Source organism: Streptomyces sp. NPDC014907, assembly GCF_055562975.1.
The window spans coordinates 223,091-240,069 of record NZ_JBVHEG010000007.1 but is presented as its reverse complement, the minus strand read 5'-3'; the positions used below and the strand labels follow the sequence as shown (position 1 = coordinate 240,069).

General features: G+C 74.2%; 16 protein-coding genes. 1 reads left to right on the top strand and 15 read right to left on the bottom strand.

What is annotated here, in order from left to right; all coding sequences use genetic code 11:
* Positions 1-60: 60 nt before the first annotated feature.
* From ACZ3IL_RS20545 to ACZ3IL_RS20475, 15 genes are all read right to left on the bottom strand, one after another.
* A complete protein-coding gene (locus ACZ3IL_RS20545; protein WP_467391902.1) occupies positions 61-942 on the bottom strand; it encodes an amidohydrolase family protein in 882 nt (293 codons plus the stop codon).
* Positions 939-1,250 (bottom strand): L-rhamnose mutarotase, encoded by a 312-nt coding sequence (locus ACZ3IL_RS20540; protein ID WP_467391900.1) that lies wholly within the window; start codon positions 1,248-1,250, stop codon positions 939-941. Before ACZ3IL_RS20540 ends, ACZ3IL_RS20545 begins: the two co-directional genes overlap by 4 nt.
* Before the next feature lie 49 nt (positions 1,251-1,299).
* Positions 1,300-2,322 (bottom strand): aldo/keto reductase, encoded by a 1,023-nt coding sequence (locus ACZ3IL_RS20535; protein ID WP_467391898.1) that lies wholly within the window; start codon positions 2,320-2,322, stop codon positions 1,300-1,302.
* 47 nt (positions 2,323-2,369) lie between these two features.
* Positions 2,370-3,131: an SDR family NAD(P)-dependent oxidoreductase gene (locus ACZ3IL_RS20530; RefSeq protein WP_467391895.1), complete on the bottom strand. Its 762-nt coding sequence runs from the start codon at positions 3,129-3,131 to the stop codon at positions 2,370-2,372.
* On the bottom strand, positions 3,128-4,498 hold the full coding sequence (locus ACZ3IL_RS20525) for an enolase C-terminal domain-like protein (RefSeq protein WP_467392057.1): 1,371 nt from the start codon (positions 4,496-4,498) through the stop codon (positions 3,128-3,130). Before ACZ3IL_RS20525 ends, ACZ3IL_RS20530 begins: the two co-directional genes overlap by 4 nt.
* A 421-nt stretch (positions 4,499-4,919) precedes the next feature.
* Complete coding sequence (locus ACZ3IL_RS20520; protein WP_467391893.1) at positions 4,920-5,591, bottom strand: FadR/GntR family transcriptional regulator; 672 nt, start codon at positions 5,589-5,591, stop codon at positions 4,920-4,922.
* Positions 5,592-5,639: 48 nt separating this feature from the next.
* Positions 5,640-6,482, bottom strand: coding sequence for a sugar phosphate isomerase/epimerase family protein (locus ACZ3IL_RS20515; protein ID WP_467391891.1), 843 nt, complete (start codon positions 6,480-6,482; stop codon positions 5,640-5,642).
* Positions 6,483-6,667: 185 nt separating this feature from the next.
* Positions 6,668-8,122, bottom strand: a complete 1,455-nt coding sequence (locus tag ACZ3IL_RS20510) for a polysaccharide lyase 6 family protein (protein ID WP_467391889.1) — start codon at positions 8,120-8,122, stop codon at positions 6,668-6,670.
* A gap of 41 nt (positions 8,123-8,163) precedes the next feature.
* Complete coding sequence (locus ACZ3IL_RS20505) at positions 8,164-9,480, bottom strand: alpha-L-fucosidase (RefSeq protein ID WP_467391887.1); 1,317 nt, start codon at positions 9,478-9,480, stop codon at positions 8,164-8,166.
* On the bottom strand, positions 9,477-10,799 hold the full coding sequence (locus ACZ3IL_RS20500; RefSeq protein WP_467391885.1) for an enolase C-terminal domain-like protein: 1,323 nt from the start codon (positions 10,797-10,799) through the stop codon (positions 9,477-9,479). Before ACZ3IL_RS20500 ends, ACZ3IL_RS20505 begins: the two co-directional genes overlap by 4 nt.
* Positions 10,796-10,996, bottom strand: a complete 201-nt coding sequence (locus ACZ3IL_RS20495) for a hypothetical protein (RefSeq protein ID WP_467391883.1) — start codon at positions 10,994-10,996, stop codon at positions 10,796-10,798. Before ACZ3IL_RS20495 ends, ACZ3IL_RS20500 begins: the two co-directional genes overlap by 4 nt.
* 77 nt (positions 10,997-11,073) lie before the next feature.
* Positions 11,074-11,940 carry a carbohydrate ABC transporter permease gene (locus ACZ3IL_RS20490; protein ID WP_467391881.1) on the bottom strand — a complete coding sequence of 289 codons (867 nt, stop codon included), beginning with the start codon at positions 11,938-11,940 and terminating at the stop codon, positions 11,074-11,076.
* The gene (locus ACZ3IL_RS20485; RefSeq protein WP_467391879.1) at positions 11,937-12,974 is read right to left on the bottom strand and encodes a carbohydrate ABC transporter permease; all 1,038 of its coding nucleotides are present in this window, start codon (positions 12,972-12,974) and stop codon (positions 11,937-11,939) included. The genes ACZ3IL_RS20490 and ACZ3IL_RS20485 overlap by 4 nt, the downstream gene beginning before the upstream one ends.
* Positions 12,971-14,296, bottom strand: coding sequence for a sugar ABC transporter substrate-binding protein (locus tag ACZ3IL_RS20480; RefSeq protein WP_467391877.1), 1,326 nt, complete (start codon positions 14,294-14,296; stop codon positions 12,971-12,973). Before ACZ3IL_RS20480 ends, ACZ3IL_RS20485 begins: the two co-directional genes overlap by 4 nt.
* 470 nt (positions 14,297-14,766) lie before the next feature.
* On the bottom strand, positions 14,767-15,837 hold the full coding sequence (locus ACZ3IL_RS20475; protein ID WP_467391875.1) for a hydroxyacid dehydrogenase: 1,071 nt from the start codon (positions 15,835-15,837) through the stop codon (positions 14,767-14,769).
* Between the two features lie 279 nt (positions 15,838-16,116).
* On the opposite strand from ACZ3IL_RS20475, the gene ACZ3IL_RS20470 reads away from it, so the two are divergent.
* Positions 16,117-16,977 carry a fumarylacetoacetate hydrolase family protein gene (locus ACZ3IL_RS20470; protein WP_467391873.1) on the top strand — a complete coding sequence of 287 codons (861 nt, stop codon included), beginning with the start codon at positions 16,117-16,119 and terminating at the stop codon, positions 16,975-16,977.
* Positions 16,978-16,979 lie beyond the last annotated feature (2 nt).

Sequence of the window (16,979 nt, the reverse complement as noted above, 5' to 3'; positions counted from 1 at the left end):
CGCGCCCCGGCGGCGGCCGGGCTCCGGATGGTCTCCGGGCCGGGTCCGGGGGGCGGCCGGTCAGGGGGAGCGGGGTGTTCCGCGGGGCGTCTCCGCCAGGCGGTAGGCGGTGAGGGCGGTGCCTCCGAACACCGCCTCCCGTTCGGCCGGGCCGAGGTCCCGCGTGAGTTCCCTCGCCGTCGCCAGGGTCCGCCCGTACGGGGCCGCGAGGGTGCAGACGGGCCAGTCGGAGCCGAACATCAGCCGGTCCGGGCCGAACGCGTCGAGGAGGACGCCGGCGTACGGGCGGAGGTCCCGCACCGTCCAGGTCCGCCAGTCGGCCTCGGTGAGCAGTCCCGAGAGCTTGCAGAAGGTGCGGGGCAGGGCGGCGAAGGCGCGCAGACGGGTCGCCCACGGTTCGAGTTCCCCGGTGGCGACCGGCGGTTTCGCCGCGTGGTCCAGGACGAGGGTGAGACCGGGGAGCGCCGCCGCCATCGAGGTCGCGGCGGGGAGCTGGTGCGGGAGGATCACCAGGTCGTAGGCGAGACCGGCGTCGGCCACCGCCCGCAGGCCGCGCAGGACGTCGGGGCGCAGCAGCCAGTCCGGGTCCGGTTCCGCCTGCACCTGGTGGCGGATGCCCACGAGGTGCTCGCCGCCGGGGTGTTCGCGCAGCGCGGCCAGGGCGTCCGCGACGCCGGGCGCCGTCAGGTCCGTCCAGCCCACCACCCCGGCGACGAGGTCGCCGGCGCCGGCCACGGCCAGCATCTCGGGGGTCTCGCCGGCCACGGTCACCGTCTGGACGAGGACGGTCGCCGTCACCCCCGCCGCGTCGGTCTCGGCCCGCAGGTCGCTCTCCGAGAAGGTGCGGCGCAGCGGGGCGAGGGCGGGGCCGGTGATCCAGTCCTGGTCGCGTACGGCGAGGTCCCAGAGGTGGTGGTGGGCGTCGACGAGGGGCGCGCTCACAGTTCCCACACCACGGGCAGGCCGGCGTCCGCGCCCGCGCCGGAGTAGTCGTGCACGACGTCGAGGAGTTCGGCCATGCGCGCCTGCCAGGCGACGTTGACCGGCAGCTCCTCCAGTTCGGCCAGGAGCCGGGCGTAGTCCTCGCACTCCAGGAGGTGGAAGAGGTCCGTTCCGCTGCGCCAGATGGTCCAGGAGGTGCAGCCGGCCTCCCGGATCGCCCGGGTCAGCTCGGCGGGCACCTCGCGGTGCGCCTGTTCGTAGGCGGTGACGCGGTCCGTCCGGACCCGGGTGTGCAGGGCGATTCTCATCGGTCTTCGGCTCCGGGGGTGGGGTGGGGACGTGGCGGAGGGGTGGTCGTCATCGGGCCCGCCCGTCCGGGCCGGGGACGGGGGCGTGGGCGGGCAGGTGGCCCTCGCGGCGCAGCTCGTCCCAGAGCGCGGCGGGAACGTCGCGGTCCAGCAGGTCGGCGGCGTCCGAGGCCTCCGCCGCGCTGCGCAGCCCCAGCAGGACCCCCGCCACCGCCGGGTGTGCCAGCGGGAAGCGGACCGCCGCGGCTCTCAGGGGCACGCCGTGACGCCGGCAGATCTCCTGGAGCCGCAGGGCCCGCCGCAGGGTCTCCGGCGGCGCGGCGGCGTAGTCGTAGGGGGCGCCGGGGCGGGGGTCCGCGAGGAGGCCCGAGTTGAACACCCCGCCGGCGACGACCGACACGCCCCGGTCGAGGGCGGCCGGCAGCAGCCCGGACAGGCCGCTCTGGTCGAGCAGGGTGTAGCGGCCGGCGAGGAGCACGACGTCGACGTCGGTCTCGGTGACGAAGCGGGCCGGGAGCGCCGTCTGGTTCATGCCCACCCCGACGGCCCGGACGACGCCCTCGGCGCGCAGGCGCTCCAGGGCCGGGTACGCCTCGCGCAGGGCCTGGTCCGCATGGTCGTCCGGGTCGTGCAGGTACACGGTGTCGACGCGGTCGAGGCCGAGCCGCTCCAGGCTCTCCTCCAGGCTCCGCCGGACGCCGTCGGCGCTGAAGTCCCACACCCTGCGGTACGCGGCGGGGACCGCGAAGCCGTGGGCGAGGTCGTCACCGGTCGCGCCGGGCGCGGGGACGAGGAGGCGGCCGGCCTTCGTCGAGAGGGTGTACGCGTCGCGGGGCCGGTCCGCGAGGAACGCGCCGAGCCGCCGTTCGGACAGGCCCAGGCCGTAGTGCGGCGCGGTGTCGAAGGACCGGACGCCCCGGTCCCAGGCGGTCGCGAGGGCCCGTTCGGCGTCCTCGTCGGTGACGGGACCGTAGAGGTTGCCGATGCCCGCCGCGCCGAACGCGAGCCGGGTGGTCCAGGCGCCGGTGCGGCCGAGGGGGGCGCGGTCGGGGCCGGGACGGCCGGGGGGCACGCGGCCGGAGCCGGCGGGGCCCGGGGCTCCGCCGTCCGCTTCCCCGTTCACCGGCCGGCCGGGCGCGGTCGGAGGCCCGCCATGCCGCCGTCGACGGCGAGGGCGGTACCGGTCACGGAGCCGGCGGCCGGGGAGGCCAGGTACACGACGGCCGCCGCGACCTCGTCGGCGCTCACGAGCCGTCCGGTGGGCTGGCGGGCGCCGAGGGCCGCGCGTTCGGCCTCCGGGTCGTCGGCCGCGTCGAGGAGACGGGCGACCCACGGGGTGTCCACGGTGCCGGGGTTGACGCAGTTGACCCGGATGCCCTCCCGGACGTGGTCGGCGGCCATGGCGAGGGTGAGCGAGAGGACGGCGCCCTTGCTCGCCGAGTACAGCGCCCGTTGCGGCAGGCCCGCGGTGGCGGCGATGGAGCAGGTGTTGACGACGGCCGGGTGCGGCGAGCGGCGGAGGTGGGGCAGGGCGGCCCGGGTGGTGCGGACGACGCCGAGGACGTTGACGTCGAGGACGGCGTGCCACTGGTCGTCGGGGTTGTCCTCGACCGTGCCGACGGCGCCGACGCCCGCGTTGTTGACCAGGATGTCGATGCCGCCGAGCGCGGCCGCGGCGGCATCGACCGCCGTGCGCACCGAGGCGTCGTCGCCGACGTCCGCCCGGAAGGCGCGGAGCGGTCCGGGGACCGCACCGGGGTTCAGGTCGAGGACCGCGACGGCGGTGCCCCGGGCGTCCAGCGCCCGCGCGACGGCGAGTCCGATGCCGGAGGCGCCGCCGGTGACGACGGCCCGCAGTCCGGCGAGGGGCTGTGCGGTCATGCCGTCACCTCCGCGGTGCCGCGGAGGACCGCGGCGCCGTCCGGCGCCCCGTCCGGCGGGGGGACGGCTTTCGCGGAGACGGCCAGGTCGGCGGCCCAGAAGACGCCGTCGGGGTACGCGAAGGTGGCCAGCGAGGCCGCGTGCATGTCGGCGGAGAAGCCGGGGGCGAGGGGGGCCGTGTAGTGGCCGTTCCGCACGACGGCCGGGTGGGCGAAGTGTTCGTGCAGGTGGTCGACGAACTCGATGACCCGGTCCTCGGTGGTCCCGCTGAGCGCGACGTAGTCGAACATCGCCAGGTGCTGGACCAGTTCGCACAGTCCCACCCCGCCGGCGTGCGGGCAGACGGGGACGCCGAACTTGGCGGCGAGCAGCAGGATGGCGAGGTTCTCGTTCACCCCTCCCACCCGGGCCGCGTCCAACTGGACGATGTCCACCGCGCCGGCCTGGAGGAGCTGCTTGAAGACGATGCGGTTCTGGACGTGTTCGCCGGTGGCCACCTTGACGGGGGCGACGGCCGCGCGGACGCGGGCGTGGCCGAGGATGTCGTCCGGGCTGGTGGGTTCCTCGATCCAGTACGGGTCGAACTCGGCGAGCGCGCGGGTCCATTCGATCGCCTCGGCCACGTTCCACCGCTGGTTGGCGTCGACGGCCAGGCGGATGCCGGTGCCGACGGCCGCGCGGGCGGCGCGGCAGCGGCGGACGTCGTCCGCCAGGTCGGCGCCGACCTTGAGTTTGATCTGGGTGAAGCCGGCGGCGACCGCCTCCTCGGCGAGCCGGGTCAGCTTCTCGTCGGAGTAGCCGAGCCAGCCGGGCGACGTCGTGTAGGCGGGGTAGCCCCGGGCCCGCAGGACCTCCTCGCGTTCCTCCCGCCCCTCCTTGCCGCGCCGCAGCAGGTCGAGCGCCTCCTCGGGGGTGAGCGCGTCGGTGAGGTAGCGGAAGTCCACCTGCGAGACCAGCCACTCGGGGTCGGCGTCGGCGAGGAGCTTCCACAGCGGCAGGCCCCGCCGTTTGGCGGCCAGGTCCCAGACGGCGTTGACCACGGCACCGACGGCCATGTGCATGACGCCCTTCTCGGGGCCGAGCCAGCGGAGCTGGCTGTCGCCGGTGAGGGCGCGGCTGATCAGGCCGGGGTCGGCGCAGAGTTCCTCGACGGGGCGGCCGACGACGTACGGGCGCAGGGCTTCGATCGCGGCGACCTGGACGTCGTTGCCGCGTCCGATGGTGAAGGTGAAGCCGTGTCCCGTGGGTCCTTCGGGCTCGTCGGTGCGCAGGACGAGGTAGGCCGCGGAGTAGTCGGGGTCCGGGTTCATCGCGTCGGACCCGTCGAGTTCGCGGGAGGTCGGGAAACGGATGTCGTAGGTGTCCATCGCGACGACCCGCGTGATGTCAGTGGACAACGGGGTTCCTTTCACACCTGGGCTGCCTGCTCGGTGTCCGGCTCGTCTGCCCGGCCGGCGCGGGTCAGCCCCAACCGCCCACACAGATCGGGTGATTGGCCTGTCGAGCGAGAACGATACGGCGCTCCCGAGAGACGGGGCAAGTAGACATCCGATGTTTCTTGCGCCGGGCCCGGCGCCCGGCGGGCACACCGGGAGGCCGGCCCCGCCGGTCCGGAGCCGCGCGAACGGCACGCCGACGGCACGCGGACGGCACGCGGACGCCGCGCACCGGACGGCGCGCGACGGACGGGCGCCCGCCCCCGGGAGGTCCCCGCGGGGAACGGAGGCGCGGGGCGAGGCCTTCCGCCTCAGGTCCGGCCCTCCGCCGCGGGCCGGCGGCGGGGCCGCCTCACAGCGCGCCGTCGAGCCAGCGGACCACGTTGGAGATGTGGATGGTCGCCCACGCCTCCGCCGTGCGCGCGTCGCGCGCGGCGAGCGCGTCCAGGATCGCGCGGTGCTCCGCCACGGTCCTGGCCACGGCCGTGTCCTCGGTGATGCCCCGCCACAGCCGGGCCCGCACGGTGGCCCCGGAGATGCTGTCGAGGAGCGAGCACAGCAGGGGAATCCCGGAGGCCGCCGCGATCCGGCGGTGGAACTCCAGGTCGCTGGCGACGAGTTGGTCCAGGCTCGGCGCGTCGCCGAGACCGTCGAGGAGGGCGGCGAGTTCCCGGATCTCGTCCTCGCCGATCCGCTCCGCCGCCAGGGCGGTCGCCGCCGGTTCCAGGATGCCCCGCACCTTCAGCGCCTGGAGCGCCTGGTCGTCCTGGTGGAAGTCCAGGACGAAGGAGACCGCTTCGAGCAGCAGGGGCGGTTCGAGGCTGGAGACGTACGTGCCGTCGCCCTGCCGCACGTCGAGGATGTTCAGCAGGGAGAGCGCCTTCACCGCCTCTCGCAGGGAGTTGCGCGAGAGCCCCAGCTCGGCGGCGAGGTCGGCCTCCTTCGGCAGACGGTCGCCCGGGCGCAGCGCGCCGGAGACGATCATCTCCTTGATCTTCCCGATCGCCTCGTCGGTCACGGCCAAGGCGTCCTCCTCTGCGCGGCGAAATTCATCGGATGTGTCGGTCGTTCGTCAGCCTACTCCAGGGTACGGAGGGCCCTGCCCCGGGTCGGCGGCGGACGCGAGGCGCCGCAGCGCGGCCGCTTCCCGCGCCAGTACGGCGGGGTCGTCGCCCGGTACGAACTCCAGCAGGGCGTCCCGCGCCCGGGACCGGCCGGCGAGCAGCCGGAACGCCCGGGTCCACAGTTCCTCGCGGGCGGTCAGGGGCAGCCGGTGGTTGCCCGGCCACCAGGAGAAGACGTGCACGGCGGCGACCCGGCCGGCCAGGGCGGCGAGTCCGGCGAGGGCGTCCTCGTCGGGGACGTCCTGCGGCGGCTGCCAGTAGGCGGTGAGGTTGCCGGCGGCCGTCTCCTCCAGGAGGCGGACCGTGGAGGACACCGAGTCGGTCAGCGTCCCGGCGTGGAACTCCAGGGAGAGTTCCAGACCGTGGTCCCCCGCGATCAGCGCGGCCTCCCGCAGGCACGCGGTGGTCCGGGCGCGGTCCTCCGCCGTGGCGTCCGCCGATCCGGCGGTCCCCGCCCAGACCCGGACGCGGGGCGCCCCGAGGAACGACGCGGCGCGGGCGGTCTCCGCGAACCCGGCCGCCTCGCCGGGGAGGCAGCGGAAGTACGAACCGTACGAGCAGACGGCCAGGCCGTACCGCTCGGCGGCGTCCCGGGCCGCCCGGAGGGCTCCGGGCGCGCCGGGCGGCGCGTGCACGTCGGCTCCCCATTCGACCGCCTCCAGGCCCGCGTCCGCCGCCCGCCGGGCGACCTCGACGGCGGGCAGGTGCCGGAAGGTGACGGAACAGAGGCCGGGACGGAACGGGACGGCGGCCGTTCCGGGCGGCAGGGGGCGGGGCGGGTTCTCGGGCACGGGCGGGAACGCCTCCGGGGGAGCACGGGGAGGGAGGGAAGAAGGGGGTGAGGGAGGGGAAGGGGGCGGGGAGCGGTGGCGGGGACGGCGGCGAGGGAGGGGGAAGAGGGCGAGGAGCCGTGGTGGGGACGGCGGACGGACCGGAGACGACCCGGTCCGCCCGCCGTTCCCCACCGGGGCGCGGCTCAGGGCGCGTGGGGGCCCACGTCCGCCGGGGTCAGGGGCCGGCGCTTCGGCGTGCCGGTGGCGTACTCGTCGGCGCCGACGTCCCGCCGGCTTCCGCGCGGGTCGCCGTCGATGTCGTGGGTGACGGGCGGGTTCCTCAGGGTGGCCGCTCCGATCGCGGGGCTCGTGCGGGACAGGCGGTGGACCCCGTCGGGCCCCCGCACGAGCCGGGGGTCGGCCCGCCGGAAGCCGCCGGCGGGGATGTTCCCGTCGTTCGCCGCTCCGAACAGGATGTTGCCCTGCCAGGTGAAGCGCGTCGTCTTCGCCATCTCCACGAGGTCGCCGGTCCGGCCGACAAGGAGGTTGTCGGCGACGGTGACGTCCCGGGGCTCGTGCGGGCGCTGTTCCTCGCCCGAGAGGGTCCTCGCGTTGTCGAGGAACGTGTTGTGGGCGACGAGGACGCGGTCGGGCGCGTCGTTGCCCCGGCGGTCGGCGGGCGGTTCGCCGGGGAGGTGGTCGCGTTCCGAGCCGCTGCCGATCACCATGGCCCGGCCGGACAGGCCGGCCAGGTAGTTGTTGACGACGACGTGGTCGTTGCCGTAGATCCGGATGCCCTCCTCGCCGTCGATCAGGTAGTTGCCCTCGACGCGGGTGCCGTTGCCGTGGCGCAGGACGATGCCGCCGGCGCTGTTCCGGATGGTGTTGTACCGGATGACGTTGTCGGAGCTCTTGACGGAGATGGCCTCGGGATCGCCGTCGGCCCGTTCGAACAGGTTGTACTCCACGAGCGCGTGCGCGCTGGAGAGGGCGCGGGGGCTGACGCCGAGGCGGATCGGCTCGCCGCCGTTGGAGCCGGGGAAGGTGTGGTCGGAGAAGTGGTTCCGGTGCACGTGGACGCGCTGGGCCATGGCCTCGCCGCCCGCGCCCTCGATGCCGAGGTAGATGCCGAGCGTGGTCTTGCCGTGGAAGTGGTTGCGGTCGATCACGCTGTCGTCGCCGCGCACCATGACCCAGTGCAGGCCCTCGATGTCGGCGAGCCGGAAGTCGTTGCGGGTCAGCCGGATGTGCGAGCAGGTCGGCGGGATGTCCAGGGTGGTGCTCTGCCGGAAGGAGAAGCCGCTGACGGTGACGTGGGCGGAGTCCTCGAGGACGAAGCTCCGTTCGCCGCGCAGGACGACGCCGCCCCGGGACTCGGCGACGACGGTGATGGGGGCGGTCCGGGAGCCGCGCTTGCCCCGGACGACGAGGGGTTCGGCCGCGGGGACGGTGTAGTCGCCGTCGGCGACGACGACGCGGGTGCCGGGCGTGGCGGCGTCGATCGCCTTCCGGAGTTCGTCGAGCGAGGTGACGGAGAGGGTGCGGCCGGGACGGCGCGGGTGCCCGTGCCCGGCGGCACCCGCGTGCGCCGGGCCGGTCGGGAGCAGGGTGAGGGCCGCTCCGGCTGCGGTGCCGGTGAGGAACGTGCGCCTGTGCATGGTGCCTCCGTGGGGGTCGGGGTGGGGCGGAGGGACGTGGGTCACGAGGGGTCGTCCGCCGGGTCCGTCAGGAAGAGTTCGATGACGGGCACGGGCGTGTCGGGGCGCTGGACGGGGAGCTGGAGGGTGAGGGTGCCCGCCGGTTGTCCGCCCATCTGCGTGTTGACCGCCGGGCGGTCCGGGTCGACGTGGACCCGGACGATCTCGGAGGCGTCGTTCAGGAGCTGGGCGTAGCGCACCCGCCCTGCGAGGCCGGGCAGGTGCAGGTGGCGCAGCGGCCAGGCGAAGAGGTGGACGTAGAGGCGGTCGCCCCGCAGGGTGTACCGGCAGTCGGCGGGCGGGGTGAACGGCGCGGGGCCGCAGCCGCGCACGGACCGTTCGTGCAGGTCGAGCCAGCGGCCCACCTCCGCGAGGACGGCGGTGTCGCGCGGGTCGAGGTCGCCGCGGCCGGTGGGGCCGACGTTGAGCAGGAGGTTCCCGCCCTTGGAGACGCCGTCGACGAGCATCCGGACGATGAGGTCGGGGCTCTTGCGGTCGAGGTTGTCGCGGTCGTAGCCCCAGCTTCCGTTGAGCGTCTGGCAGGCCTCCCACGGCACGGGCCGGCCCTCCGAGGTCATCGGGGCGGAGGGCTGGTACTGCTCGGGGGTGACGAAGTCGCCGGGGAGGCCGGCCCGGTCGTTGACCAGGATGTGGGGCTGGAGCGCGCGGACCGTCTCCATGAGCCGGGGGGCGTCCCAGTCGTCCGGGCCCTTGCCGCCCCACCATTCACGGCCCTCGTAGGAGAAGTCGAAGAAGAGGTAGTCGATCCGCCCGTAGCCGGTGAGGAGTTCGCGGACCTGGCCGTGCAGGTACCGCTGGTAGGCGCGGATGTCGCGGTCGGCGTGGGCGGCCCTGAACTCCTCGTCGTCGCGCCGGGGGTGGGTGCCGTCGACGGGGAACGACGGGTGGTGCCAGTCGATCAGGGAGTGGTAGAAGCCGACCTTGAGGCCTTCGGCGCGGCACGCCTCGGCGAACGGCCCGACCAGGTCGCGGCCGTACGGGGTGTTGGTGACCTTGTAGTCGGTGAGGCGGCTGTCCCAGAGGCAGAAGCCGTCGTGGTGCTTGGTGGTGAGCACGGCGTACCGCATGCCGGCGGCCTTCGCCGTCCTGGCCCACTGGACGGGGTCGTAGCGGTCGGGGTCGAAGTGGTCGAAGTACACCTGGTACTGCTCGTCCGTCATCCGCTCGCGGTTCTTGACCCATTCGTGGCGGGCGGCGAGGGAGTACAGGCCCCAGTGCACGAACATGCCGAAGCGGTCGGTGGTGAACCAGGTCGTGTCCGGTGCCGCCGGTGCGGGGCCGGCCGGGGTGGTGGTCATGGGGCATCGTTCCTCGGCGCGGGGGTCCCCGGGGGGACGGGGCGGGCGGGTCGGGCCGGTTCGTGGACGTTCTCGCGCAGGCGTACGCCGGGGGCCGTTCGGGCCAGGTAGGCGGCGTCGTCGCGGCGGGTCAGGCCGCAGGCGAGGTACCGCTCGTGCAGCCGGGCCAGCGCGTCGCGGTCCAGTTCCACGCCGAGGCCGGGGCGGCGCGGCACGGTGACGGCACCGTCGGTGAGCCGCCAGGGGTCGGTGACGACGTCGTCCTCGGGCCGCTTCCAGGGCCAGTGGGTGTCCAGTACGTGGTCGACGGCGGGGGTCGCGGCGGCGAGGTGGACCATCGCGGCGAGGCTGATCCCCAGGTGGGAGTTGGAGTGCATGGACAGGCCGATGCCGAAGTGGCGGCAGCAGGCGGCCAGGTGCTGGGAGGCCTTCAGGCCGCCCCAGTAGTGGTGGTCCCCGAGGAGGACGCCGACGGGCCGGGAGACGACGGCCTCGGCGAGCTGTTCCCAGGTGACCACGCACATGTTGGTGGCCAGCGGCATCGGGGCGGTGCGGGCGAGGGCCGCCATGGCGGGCGCCCCCTCGACCGGGTCCTCCAGGTACTCCAGCACGCCGGCCAGTTCGTGGGCGACCCGGGCGGCGGTGGCCGGGGTCCAGGAGGCGTTGGGGTCGAGCCGCAGCGGATGGTCCGGGAACGCCTCGCGCAGTGCCCGGATCGCGGCGACCTCCTGGTCCGGGGGGAGGACGCCGCCCTTGAGCTTGAAGGAGCGGAAGCCGTACAGGTCCGCCATGCGCCGGGCCTGTGCCACGAGGCCGGCGGGGTCGAGGGCGGGCCCCCAGGGGTCCGGCTCCCCGCCGGGGTGGGCGGCCCACTTCGCGAACAGGTAGCCGCAGAAGTCGACGCGGTCGCGCACGGCCCCGCCGAGGAGGTCGGAGACGGGCCTGCCGAGGTGTTTGCCCTGGAGGTCGTGGCAGGCGACCTCGAACGGGGAGGTGACGCTCGCGACCGTCTTGGCGGCCCCTCCCCCGCCGATCAGGCCGTGCGCGTCGCCCGCGACGCGCCCGCCGACGGCTCCCTCGACCCGCCGGGACAGTTCGTTGAGGTCGAAGGGGTCGAGGCCGGTCAGTTCCGCGGCGGCGCCGCGCAGCAGGTCGAGGTGGGCGGCGTCGCCGTAGCTCTCGCCCAGGCCGTACGCGCCGGTGTCGGTCCGGACCTCCACCACCGTGCGCAGGGCGTACGGCTCGTGGACGCCGACGGCGTTGAGCAGGGGCGGGTCGGCGAAGGCGACGGGGGTGACGACGACGGAGGTGACCTTCACCGTGCCACCGCCACGGGGGCGACGGCGCGCCGGGGTCCCGGGGCGCGTCCGGCCGCGCCGGCCGGGGGGTGCCCGGCGGAGGGGGCGGCGGAGGCGCGGGCGGGCCGGTCCTGCGGGCGGGCGGCGGAGGTGTCCGGGGCCGCCTCGTCGGCGGTGGACGGTGCGGGCGGGCGGGGCGTCGGGCCGGACGGGAGCACGGGGTGGTCCTTTCTGGGTGCGGACGGCGGGCCCGGTCCGGGTCGCGGACGGCCGGCGCCGGCCGGGGTGCCGGGGGTCAGCCCTTGAGGGCGCCGCTGGACAGGCCGTGGACGAAGGAGCGCTGGAAGAGGAGGAAGACGACGACGGACGGCAGCAGGGCGAGCAGGGCCGCGGCCAGGACGACGCCGGGGGTGACGAGGGGGTCGACGCGCAGGGTGCGCAGGGCCAGCGGCAGCGTGTAGGAGGAGGAGTCCGTGGCCACGAGCAGGGGCAGCAGGTACTGGTCCCAGATCATCGTGAAGCCGAAGACGCCGATCACGCCGAGCGCGGGCCTGCACATCGGGAGGATGATCTGCGCGAAGATCCGCAGGTCGCCGGCGCCGTCGATCCGGGCGGCCTCCTCCAGTTCCCTGGGCACGTCCTTCATGAACTCGGTCATGACGAGGATGGAGAACGCCCAGGCCCCCAGGGGGACGATCATGCCGGCCAGGGAACCGATCAGGTTGACGTGGATCACCGGCAGGTCGGCGAGGAGCACGGACAGCGGGACGGCCAGGATCTCCTCGGGGAGCATCAGCGTCGCCAGGATGGCGACGAAGACGAGGGTCATCCCCCGGAACCGCTTCCTGGCCAGGGCGTACCCGGCCAGGACGGAGACGGCGACCTGGAGCAGCAGTCCGAAGCCGACGACGAAGAACGAGTTGAGCAGGTACGTCAGGACCCCCTGGTCGAACGCGACCGCGAAGTTGTCCAGGGTGGGGTCGGAGGGGACCACGCTGAGCTGGGTCGGGTCCTTGACGTGGTTGAAGGCGCTCACGAGCAGGGCCAGGAGCGGCCCCGCGAACACCAGCAGGACCAGGAGGTGGATCACGGCCTTCGTCACCCGGCCGCCCACGCTGCGGCTCTCGGTCAGGCCGAGGGCGGTCTCGGTCGGTGTGCTCATGCGTCGTCCCTCCGCCGGAACAGGTGGACGCAGAGGGTCAGGACCAGCGTCGCCAGGAACAGCAGGACCGCTCCGGCCGCGCCGACCCCGAGCTTGTTCTGCTCCAGGCCCAGCTTGTAGATCAGTGTCATGACGACCTCGGTCGAGCCGTCGGGGCCGCCGTTGGTGAGCAGGAAGACCTCGGTGAAGACGCGCAGGCCCCGGATGGCGGCGAGGACGAACAGGATGGTCAGCACCGACCGCAGTCCGGGGATCGCGACGTGGCGGATGCGCTGGAGCCGTGACGCGCCGTCGACCTTGGCCGCTTCGTACAGTCCGCGGTCCACGCCGGCCAGACCGGCGAGGAAGATCATCATGTCGTAGGGGGCGCCCCTCCAGACGCCGGTGAGCACGAGGGAGGCCAGGGAGGTGTCGGGGTCGTTGATGAACCCCGAGGGCCCGAACCCCACCAGGCCGAGGAGGGAGTTGATCATGCCGTCGCCGGTGGGGTGGTACATGATCCGCCACAGTTCGGCGACGACCGCGATCGGTACCACGACCGGCAGGAAGGCCGCCGAGCGGACGAAGCCGAGCCTGCGGCCCTGCCCCTCCATCAGCAGGGCGAGGGCGAGGCCGAGCGCCATCGACCCGGCGGTCTGGCCGACCGCGAGGACGACGGTGTGCCAGGCGGCCTCGCGGAATCCGTCGGAGGTGAGGACGGCGGTGTAGTTCGCGCCGCCGACCCACTGGTCGCCCAGGTAGGGCCGCACCTCCTGGAAGGACATGGTCAGCGCGCCGGCCATGGGGATGAACTTGAAGTACAGGAAGAGGACCAGCGCCGGGGCGAGGAAGAGCCACGGCGTCCACCAGCGGCCCGCGCGGCGGCTCGCGACGGGGCGGCTTCCGGTGCGGCGGGCGGGGCGGCTCGCGGCGGGGCCGGGCGCCCCGGCCCCCACCGGGGGCGGTACGGGGCCGGGGGCGGGCCGGTCCTCCGTGCGGGGTGCGGGGGCGGTCGCCGTGCGGGGGGCCGGTTCCGCCCGGTCGGCGCTCGTCATCCGGCGATTCCCTGCTCCCGGAGGATGCCGGCGAGCTTTCCGTCCAGCTCGCGCAGCTTCGCGCCGGCGTCGAGGGAGCAGTCGGCCATGAGCGCGTTGAGGGTCTCGGCCGCGGCCTGCCGCACCGGGGTCCAGTTCGGGATGGAGGGGGCGTAGCGCCCGGAGGTCCGGTACGCCTCCGCGTACGTCTTCCAGCGGGGGTCGGAGCGCACCTCGGTGACGTCCACCGTCCTGTTCACGGGGAGCTGGACGCTGGAGCCGTCCTCGCCCCGCATGCCGAGCTTCTGGCCCTCGGCGGAGATGGTGTAGCCGGCGAAGGCGTCCTGTCCGGCGCGGTTCTCCGACCCCGCCATGAGGTAGAGGGTGCCGCCCTCGGCGAGCACGGTGGCGTCCTCGGGGCCCTTGGGCATGGGGACGACCTCGTACTTGTCCTTGCCGAGCGACTTGTCGAACCGGGACATGAGGTAGGGGCCGACGACGTACATGCCGGCCCGGCCGGACTCGAAGGTCTCGTTGGTGGGCGGGGTGTCCATGGTGACGGCGCCGGGCTGGATCGCCTTCCGCTCGCAGCCGAGGGCGCGGAACCAGCGCACGGCCTCCGCCGACTTCGCGCCGGACATCGCCGGCTTGTACGTGCCCTTGCCGGTCGCGGTGATGAAGTCTCCCCCGGCGGCCCAGAGGAAGTTGGAGAAGTACCAGGAGGCGTAGCCGCGTTTGGTCGAGAGCGGGGCGGCGAGGCCGTAGGTGTCCGGCTTGCCGTTGCCGTCGGGATCGCGGGTGGTGAACGCGTCGGCCATGGCCGCGAGGTCGTCCCAGCTGCCGGGGGTCCCGAGCTTGAGCTTCTCGCGCCAGTCCTTGCGGATCAGCAGGGCGCCGGCCTGGGCGGAGTACGGGATGCCGTACTGCTTGCCGTCGACGCCCTTGCCGGAGTCCCGGCCCTGCTGGACCAGGTCGCCGCTGTTCTCGATCCGGCTCAGGTCGATCTCCCGCAGGAGGCCCTGGCTGTGCATGGCCCCGAGCTGGGTGACGTCGTTCATGACGATGTCGGGCAGGTTCCGCTGGGCGGCGCGCTGCTGGAGCTTCGTCTCGAAGTCGTCGAAGATCGCCGTGACCTTCACCTTGAAGCCGGTGGCCTTCTCGAACCCCTCCACGAGCCTCAGCGTCGCCTTCTCGCCGGGGCCGCCCGGTGTGGTCCTGGTCCACAGTTCCAGTTCCGCCTTGGAGTCCTGCTTGGCGTCCGCCCCGGCGGGGCCGGAGGTACAGCTCGTGAGGGCCAACGCCGAGGCGAGAAGTCCCGCACCGATCCACCGCGTTCTCTGCATGACAACTCCTGTTCGCCGCCTCGGCAGCTGGCCTGTAAGCGCTTGCCGGGGACGCTAACGCGCGGCCCGATCGGGGGTCAATACTCCGATGACTGAAAAGAATTGGGCGGAATTTCCGGGGTTCGACGCCCCTTCTTCATCCATAGATCGGATGAATGGCCGGTTCACGGGATTCCGGCCACCGGGGAACGAGCCAGGAAGTGGACCTCGGTTCGGGGGCCCGCGTCCCCTCGCGCGACGGGGCGCGGGCACGGCGGGGCGGCCGGCGGGGGGAGGCCGCCGGCCGCGCGAGACCGACGAGGCGGTCCGGTCGCGAGGCCCCCGGTGGGGGCGCGCACGGCCGGGGAGGGGCCGCGGACCGGGCGGGGAGGGACCACGGACCGGGCAGGACCTCCGCCCCGGGGACGTACCGAAAGGGGCGCCGTCGGGCGGGCGGCGTCGGGCAGGCGGCGCCCTCTTCGGCGCCCGCCCTAGGCCTGGGTCGCGGCCCGGGCGGGCTCGACGGCGTGCCGCAGGGGCTCGCCGCGCACCAGACGGCCCAGTTCGTCGCGGACCAGTTCGCCCAGGCGGGCGCGCTCCCGCCCCATGGCGCCGGCGAGGTGGGGGGTGAGCAGGACGTTCGGCAGGGTGAAGAGCGGCGAGTCGGGGGCGGGCGGTTCGGACCGGGTCACGTCGAGGACGGCGGTGAGGTCGGGCCGGGCCCTGAGGACGTCGATCACCCCCGGCTCGTCCAGCACGGCGCCACGGGCCGTGTTGATCAGGGTGGCGCCCTCGGGGAGCAGCGACACCAGCCGCCCGTCCACGATCCCCTCGGTCTCGGGCAGCAGGGGGGCGTGGACGCTGACGACGTCGCACGTCTCGAACAGTTCCTCGATGCCGGTGAGGCGGGCGCCCGCCTCCCGGGCGGCGGCCGGCTCGACCACGGGGTCGCAGGCCAGCACCTCGACGTCGAAGTGGCGCAGGTGCCGGGCGACGAGCAGACCGATCCGGCCGAGTCCGAACAGCCCCACCCGGGAGCCGTACCCTCCGGGCACCGGGGGGTTGCGCGGGTACCGGCGGCCGGCGGTCGTCTCGCGGCCGAGGCGGTGGACCTGTTTGAGGCCGAGCAGGATCTGGGCCAGGCTGAACTCGGCGACCGGCACGGCGTTGGCCGCCGCGGCGGAGACGACGGGGATGCCGCGGGCCCAGAAGTCCGGTGTCGTCAGGTGCCGCACCGAACCGGCGGCCACGAGCACCGCCGTCAGGTCCGGCGCGTGCGCGAGCAGCTCCGCGTCGAGGACGGGCGCGCCCCAGCCGGTGAGCAGGACGTCGACCCCTTCCAGGACGCCGGGGTCGCGGCGGAGGGCGTCCCGGGTGAGCGCGGGGGCCCGCCAGCGCGCCAGGCGCCCGATGTCCTCCAGGACGTCCGCCGGATAGACGTCGTCCCTGCGCTCCTCCTCCATGACCAGGAGAGCGGTGGGTTTCTTCGCGTCGTACGTCTCCGGGGCGGACGCCCGCGCGGTGGGTTTCCGCACGGTGGGCGTCCCTGTCGAATCCGCCATCGGCTCGGGCCTCCTGGGGTGCGATGGTGTCGGCGCCGGTCGGCGCGCCACACGATACATCGGATGACCGTTCCCGGCGACGGAAAGAACCGCATCGCTTCCGGACTCCGGGGCACTGGACCCCCTGGCCCTCCTTCCTCCTTTCGGATAGAGGTAGTTCACCGGCGCGTACTGCCACATCGCCCCCTCGGGATCGCACAGGACCCCTGGACAAGACGGCGGATGGTTGGTTGCATGCCCGGGTCGATACATCCGATGTCTCTCCAGAGGTGGTCAAGCATGCGCGTCATGAGGGTCGGTGAGCCCGGGGCGGAACGGCCCGTGGTCCTGGACGGGTCCGGCGGGTTCCTCGACGCTTCCGGCGTCGTCCGCGACATCGACCACCGCTCCCTCGCCGGCGGGGCGCTCGGCCGTCTCGCCGGGGCCGTGGCCGAAGGGTCCCTGCCCGCCTTGGAGGTCCCGGGCGGGCACGTACGGATCGGGGCGCCGGTGGCACGGCCGGGAAAGGTCGTGTGCATCGGTCTGAACTACCGCGACCACGCGGAGGAGACGGGCGCCGCGCTCCCGGCCGAGCCGGTGGTGTTCATGAAGGACCCGTGGACGGTCACCGGCCCGTACGACGAGGTGCTGATCCCCCGGGGCAGCCTCAAGACCGACTACGAGGTCGAGCTGGCCGTGGTGATCGGCAGGACGGCGCGCTACCTGGACGACGACGAGGACGCGCTCGCGTACGTCGCCGGGTACGCGGTCTCCCACGACGTCTCCGAGCGCGCGTTCCAGCTCGAACGCGGCGGCCAGTGGGACAAGGGCAAGAGCTGCGAGACGTTCAACCCGCTGGGTCCGTGGCTCGTCACCCCGGACGAGGTCCCCGATCCTCAGGAGCTCGCCCTGCGCCTGTCGGTGAACGGCGCCGTGCGGCAGGAGGGTTCCACCGCGGACATGGTGTTCCCCGTCGCCGGGATCATCCGCTGCCTGAGCCGCTTCATGGTGCTCCACCCGGGGGACGTCATCAACACCGGCACCCCCGCCGGCGTCGCCCTCGGCCGGCCCGAGCCCCGCCCCTACCTGCGCGACGGCGACGTCGTCGAGTGCGGGATCGACGGGCTCGGCACGATGCGGCACACGTTCCGGCAGGCCTGAGG

What these genes read in the sequence shown, in the direction of transcription:
- ACZ3IL_RS20485 (WP_467391879.1), bottom strand. Translation starts at nt 12,974, where the DNA reads ATGACGAGCGCCGACCGGGCGGAACCGGCCCCCCGCACGGCGACCGCC.
- ACZ3IL_RS20525 (WP_467392057.1), bottom strand. Translation starts at nt 4,498, where the DNA reads ATGGACACCTACGACATCCGTTTCCCGACCTCCCGCGAACTCGACGGG.
- ACZ3IL_RS20480 (WP_467391877.1), bottom strand. Translation starts at nt 14,296, where the DNA reads ATGCAGAGAACGCGGTGGATCGGTGCGGGACTTCTCGCCTCGGCGTTG.
- ACZ3IL_RS20510 (WP_467391889.1), bottom strand. Translation starts at nt 8,122, where the DNA reads ATGCACAGGCGCACGTTCCTCACCGGCACCGCAGCCGGAGCGGCCCTC.
- ACZ3IL_RS20530 (WP_467391895.1), bottom strand. Translation starts at nt 3,131, where the DNA reads ATGACCGCACAGCCCCTCGCCGGACTGCGGGCCGTCGTCACCGGCGGC.
- ACZ3IL_RS20470 (WP_467391873.1), top strand. Translation starts at nt 16,117, where the DNA reads ATGCGCGTCATGAGGGTCGGTGAGCCCGGGGCGGAACGGCCCGTGGTC.
- ACZ3IL_RS20475 (WP_467391875.1), bottom strand. Translation starts at nt 15,837, where the DNA reads ATGGCGGATTCGACAGGGACGCCCACCGTGCGGAAACCCACCGCGCGG.
- ACZ3IL_RS20540 (WP_467391900.1), bottom strand. Translation starts at nt 1,250, where the DNA reads ATGAGAATCGCCCTGCACACCCGGGTCCGGACGGACCGCGTCACCGCC.
- ACZ3IL_RS20490 (WP_467391881.1), bottom strand. Translation starts at nt 11,940, where the DNA reads ATGAGCACACCGACCGAGACCGCCCTCGGCCTGACCGAGAGCCGCAGC.
- ACZ3IL_RS20505 (WP_467391887.1), bottom strand. Translation starts at nt 9,480, where the DNA reads ATGACCACCACCCCGGCCGGCCCCGCACCGGCGGCACCGGACACGACC.